2 protein-coding genes and 2 pseudogenes are annotated in these 6,055 nt (G+C 31.9%); all 4 read left to right on the forward strand.

Features of this window, described 5'->3' with window-relative positions:
- The first annotated feature begins 1,648 nt into the window (after positions 1-1,648).
- On the forward strand, positions 1,649-1,726 hold the full coding sequence (locus tag AFK68_RS45235; RefSeq protein WP_371357262.1) for a DUF4896 domain-containing protein: 78 nt from the start codon (positions 1,649-1,651) through the stop codon (positions 1,724-1,726).
- Positions 1,727-2,148: 422 nt separating this feature from the next.
- Positions 2,149-3,459 (forward strand): annotated as a pseudogene (locus AFK68_RS14595) (dipeptidase).
- Between the two features lie 416 nt (positions 3,460-3,875).
- A partial coding sequence (locus tag AFK68_RS45240; protein ID WP_143437883.1) for an AEC family transporter occupies positions 3,876-4,722 on the forward strand: 847 nt, incomplete at its 3' end.
- A gap of 1 nt (position 4,723) precedes the next feature.
- Positions 4,724-4,994, forward strand: a pseudogene (locus AFK68_RS35045) (AEC family transporter); the annotation flags it as partial.
- Between the last annotated feature and the right edge of the window lie 1,061 nt (positions 4,995-6,055).

Below are 6,055 nucleotides of genomic sequence, written 5' to 3' on the forward strand. Positions count from 1 at the left end.
GTGTAAGAATAGGGGGTTAGATTCAGAATAGTCAATCAATACTTTGAAACTTCTCTCTAAATAGTAAATATTTTGATGATTTTCTCAACCTCCTACCTTTAGCTCTAACCTAAGTATTCAGCAGTCAGCTATTAGCTATTAATTGATTGCCTCATAAGTAGGAATTAGTATTGATAAATTTAAGGATAATTAAAAGTATTGGAAGAAAAACTGACCTTGACGAGGGAGAATGTATATTCACTATAAAATTTTTCAAGCACTACCTTGACTCTGGGAGTTCAAGAAAATAGATTAATCTAGCTATTATTATAAAGCTGAAAAGACAAAACTTGAGAAATTATAGTAACCGAATATTTATAATTAACAGCTCTGTGTAAGAATAGGGGGTTAGATTCAGAATAGTCAATCAATACTTTGAAACTTCTCTCTAAATAGTAAATATTTTGATGATTTTCTCAACCTCCTACCCTTAGCTCTAACCTAAGTATTCAGCAGTCAGCTATTAGCTATTAATTGATTGCCTCATAAGTAGGAATTAGTATTGATAAATTTAAGGATAATTAAAAGTATTGGAAGAAAAACTGACCTTGACGAGGGAGAATGTATATTCACTATNTAACAGCTCTGTGTAAGAATAGGGGGTTAGATTCAGAATAGTCAATCAATACTTTGAAACTTCTCTCTAAATAGTAAATATTTTGATGATTTTCTCAACCTCCTACCTTTAGCTCTAACCTAAGTATTCAGCAGTCAGCTATTAGCTATTAATTGATTGCCTCATAAGTAGGAATTAGTATTGATAAATTTAAGGATAATTAAAAGTATTGGAAGAAAAACTGACCTTGACGAGGGAGAATGTATATTCACTATTTATGAAACAGCTAATAGGGGTTAGCTTTTAGCTATCAGCAATAAAAATGAAATATTAATAAGTGTCAATCATATTATCGGTTAAAAATGTAGTAGAAGTTAAGCTAATACTTGCTTCATTTATTATTAAAAAGCTGTTTAGCTAGCGCACAACGCGCGTTTTTCATGTCGGCGACAGCCGAAACGCGGAGCGACATGTTTGCGGAGCATTCCGTCAGGAAATGGGTAGCATTCCGTAGGATGAGCTAAATGCTTACGGAGTAAATGCTTTATATTCAGTAATTTTAGTTCTTTTCATTGTTATTTTTCCCAGCTATAAAATATAGCATGACTTTTTAAAGCTGCTATAATAGATACCGCTTTTTTTCAAATATATAGCCAAAATAAATTAGATTTGGTATGACTTCTTTTAAGGATTAAGTTGAACTTTATAGTATTTCTCAGTAAGCATGAGATACACTTGTATTTTTATTCCCTATTCTCTGTCCCCTATTCCCTAAAACCTAGAATTTTGTATCTAAGTATTATAGAAATCCTGATTACTGAAAGTATTATCAGAGATAAGTTCCCTGTTTCCTAATACTTATAATTAGGGTTTGCTGAAAAAGTATTTTTTAAGTAGTAGGGGAGCGGGGGAGTAGTGGAGTAATTTTTTTCCCGACTCTTGCCGAAAATACTAAATTTTTGATTTTTCGGGAACCGTGCATTAAGGGCTGAAAACCTGGTACTTTTTACCGAATAATTAAGGTTTAAAGCCCCTCATTAGCAAGGAGAAACAATGAATTTATTTTCCTTTTATTCAATCCTCTTCCTTTTAGAGAGAGGTAATTATCCATTATCAATTATCAATTATTGAACGACCTAAAAAGACACCTTATTTCTTGTAAATGCTTTGAGATTGATTCAGGAAGCCCTAATTACTTGTTGACCTAGAAATTAAGATTTAAGTAAGCATTCAGCTATTAGCGGTCAGCTATCAGCAATGAAAATGAACCTAAATAGCTAAATTTAGCGGATGCTTTTGCTTTTACCTAGACTTTTAATTCTCACTCAACCTCAATCCTAATTCGTACTATAAATGGAATAAACGAGGAATGCTGAGAGCTGATAGCTGACGGCTGAATGCTTACAGATTTAAAGCCTCTCCTTTCAGGGAGAAAAAAATTTCTTTTTCAGTAATCTTTCTATTACGGAAAAACTAATTATTAATTGTCAATTATTAATTATTAATTATTAAACCCTACCTTTTTGTAATGCTAATTTTGAGGTGTAATTTAGATGAATTTATCAAAAAATCCCGTCTTATCACTGTCAATAATTCTACTTTCTTTAACAGTAAATGGATGTACCATCTCTAACAAAAAATTACCACCATCTCCTGAAGTAACTCAAGAGCAGCAAAAGAAAGTATTAACTCCTGAAGAAATACACGAAAAAGTTTTAACAATTGACGGTCATATAGACTGGCCTTATCGTCAATATAGATATCCTGATTTTCAACCCAATATCAGACATCAACCAGGAGAATTAGACAGTGGTCAATGGGATATTGTTCGGATGGAAGAAGGTGGATTAGATGCTGTCTTTATGGCAATATTTACTCCTCAAAAAGAACGCGATCGCCAAGGTCACGAACAGGCAAAAGCAAAAGCCATTAAGATGATTGAAATAACAAAAAAGATGGCAGAGGAAAATTCAGATAAAGTTGAACTTGCCTTAAATCCACAGGATGCTGAACGGCTGGATAAAATGGGAAAAATGGCAATATTTATGGGAATGGAAAATGGCTATCCAATTGGTAAAGATATTAGTAATGTTAGATTTTTCTACGACCAAGGTATTAGATATATAACAATCACCCATTTCAAAAACAATGAACTTGGCGATTCTTCTACCGATAAAAAACAAGAATGGAATGGGTTAAGTGACCTAGGAGAAAAAGTTGTTAAAGAAATGAATCGTTTAGGTATCATGGTCGATATTTCTCACGTCCATGATGATACATTCTGGGATGTAATTAAGTTAACAAAAGCACCAGTTATTGCATCTCATTCTAGTGCTAGGTCTCTCGAAAATCATCCTCGAAATATGAGTGATGAAATGTTAAAAGCTGTTCAAGAGAATGGTGGGGTTGTACAAATTTGTATTTTTGATACCTATATTAAAAAACTACCCCAAACAGCAGAAAGAAAAAAAGCAATGAAAACAATTGCCAAAGAAATAACTGCTTATTGGCAAGGAAAACTGAGTCAAGTAGAAATAGAAAAATTTAGATAAAAATATGATCTAATTAATGATAAATATCCCAAAAATCAACCCACTGTTGCTGATGTAGTAGACCATATAGATTATATGGTAAAAGTTATGGGTATTAATCATGTTGGTATTGGTTCAGGTTTTGATGGCGGTGGTGGAGTTAGAGGAATAAATGATGTTTCAGAAATGCCAAATATTACAAAAGAATTAGTAGCACGGGGATATACTGAAGAGGATATTCAAAAAATTTGGGGTGGAAATTTAATGAGAGTTTTTAGTGAAGTGCAAAAGGTAGCAAGAGAAATTCAGAAGGAAGAAATATCTGGAAAATAACTTTGTAAAATGATTTATTTATACCAAATTCACAAAAGTAAGTTACATCTTAATTTGTGATTTATTCCTNGAAATTCAGAAGGAAGAAATATCTGGAAAATAACTTTGTAAAATGATTTATTTATACCAAATTCACAAAAGTAAGTTACATCTTAATTTGTGATTTATTCCTATAGTAAATCAATATATAAATCCTATTTTATTCGTTTCAAAAATCTTGCCAATGCTTGGAAATAGGTTTAGAGGCAATAGTAAATTAGTAAGAGTTTCAGAGTTTATTTCTAGTTTTTGAATTTTAATATTTTATCTAACGAGGTTTGGTCTCCAAACCAGAGCAAAGAAGGGATTTTAGAGACCAAACCCATACAGTTTTTTCTCTCATCTCATTCCTGATTGTTATAAATTAGTATTAGACTATGATTGAGATTTTATTTTCGGTTGTATCTGCTGTTTTTCCAGTTGGGTGTATAGTTTTAACTGGTTTTATATTTGGCAAAAATTTTTCCATTGATGAACTGACACTTTCTCGACTAGCTTTGTATGTTTTATTTCCTGCATTACTAACCGATATAATGTATCGAACTACTATTAGTATTGAGGAAGCAATAGGAATATTTATAGCCTTTGGGTTAACTTATATTTTACTCTGTTTAATAGCTTGGGGAATAGGAAATAGATTAGGTTTTTCAGAGTCTCTACAAAAAAGTTTATTGGCGACTACAGCTTTACCTAATTCTGGAAATATGGGATTACCTGTAACTTTATTTGCATTAGGAGAAGCAGGTTTAGAAAGGGCAGTAATTTATTTAATATCATGGAATTTAATTGTGATGAGTACAATGCCTGCTATTCTCAAAGGTGGGGGGTTTAGGTCTGGTATTATTTTTACTCTAAAACTGCCCATAATTTGGGGAATGATTTTAGGTTTAACTCTGAACTTATGGGATATTGAATTACCTCTGAAATTGGATGATGGTTTACACCTTTTAAGAGGAGCTACAATTCCAATTGCTTTATTATTGATGGGAATACAAATATCTAAGAATCGTTTTCTACCAGGTACTTATGAATTATGTGCTAGTTTAGTCCGTTTGTTAGGAGCAGGATTTGTTGCTTATTTAGTTGGTAAAATTCTGAGTTTGGAAATGCTTGATTTACAAGTGTTAGTATTACAAAGCGCTATGCCAAGTGCTTTAACTTCTTTTATCATAGTTAATGAATTTGGTGGTGATGCAACAAGAACTTCTAGAGTTGTGATAGTATNACCAGGTACTTATGAATTATGTGCTAGTTTAGTCCGTTTGTTAGGAGCAGGATTTGTTGCTTATTTAGTTGGTAAAATTCTGAGTTTGGAAATGCTTGATTTACAAGTGTTAGTATTACAAAGCGCTATGCCAAGTGCTTTAACTTCTTTTATCATAGTTAATGAATTTGGTGGTGATGCAACAAGAACTTCTAGAGTTGTGATAGTATCAACACTATTATCTTTTTTAACTTTGCCTATAGTATTATGGGCGATTGGAGCAGCATCTTGATGTTATGCTAATTAGGGCATACTGAAAAATTTTTTGTTTTGAAAAGCAATCAGTAAGAGGCAATAGGCAACAATTTTTAGAGGTTTAATTTGAGTCAAATATTTCACTATAATAGTTCAACTCTTGCAGGTTCTCTTGAATACTTCATATCTAATAATTGCCAAGAGATGAATTAATAATTTTCTGCAAAATTTTAATTTCAAACTTGCTATTAAGGTTAGAGTTTTATTTAAGTTTTCAGACTATATTCAAAGCCCTAATATTAACTAAAATATGGCAAAAAGCTTAAGTATTTATACCATTTTGATAAATTTTTACTACAGATAGGCAGGTAATTTTTTAGGAGTCAGGAGTCAGGAGTCAGGAGTCGTATGGGAATAGCTTTGATGCCATTGATTAGTTCATATTCGATCTTATTAGTCAAATGGACATCTCCTGTAAAGTCTTTTTCTTGCCCTTATTATTCGTAACATTCTTTTTTCAAATTGGTATTAGCAGTTTGCTAGACTCTTATAGCAATTACCAAAAGTAATGCTGTACTTCAGCTTGACTTCAGAAGTCAAATAGTTACCAAGATTAAAAGTCTATTTTTGACAATTATTAGTCGGTTAGTATTGTTTTTTCCTACTTTTAACCTCTCCCGTACAGACGTTGTATGCAACGTCCCTACCCACACTTCCCCACGCAATCATAATATAGTATTTTTTTTGAGAAATGGTATTATACAGGAACTGCGTTATCAGCAATTAGCTAAGTAAATTATGCAAAATTAATTACAGATACTCTAGATACTCAACACCCTATACTGTAAAAATCAAAGGGAAGAAAATTAGGTAATTAATTTTGCCTAGGCACTTATATTGAGCAATAATTATGAGAATATAAATCCCTATCTAAAGTTATCTCTATTCTCTTTTTTCAAAGCTAAAAGTTGAATGCTTACTAAAAAGCTGAAAACAATATTACCTAATACTAAATTCAAACAAGATAGTTCATTAATGGATAATGGATAATGGATAATGGATAATGGATAATGGATAATTACCTCTCCCTTTTAGGGA

The sequence above is a fragment of the Hydrocoleum sp. CS-953 genome, assembly GCF_002260545.1.
GTDB lineage: Bacteria > Cyanobacteriota > Cyanobacteriia > Cyanobacteriales > Microcoleaceae > Trichodesmium.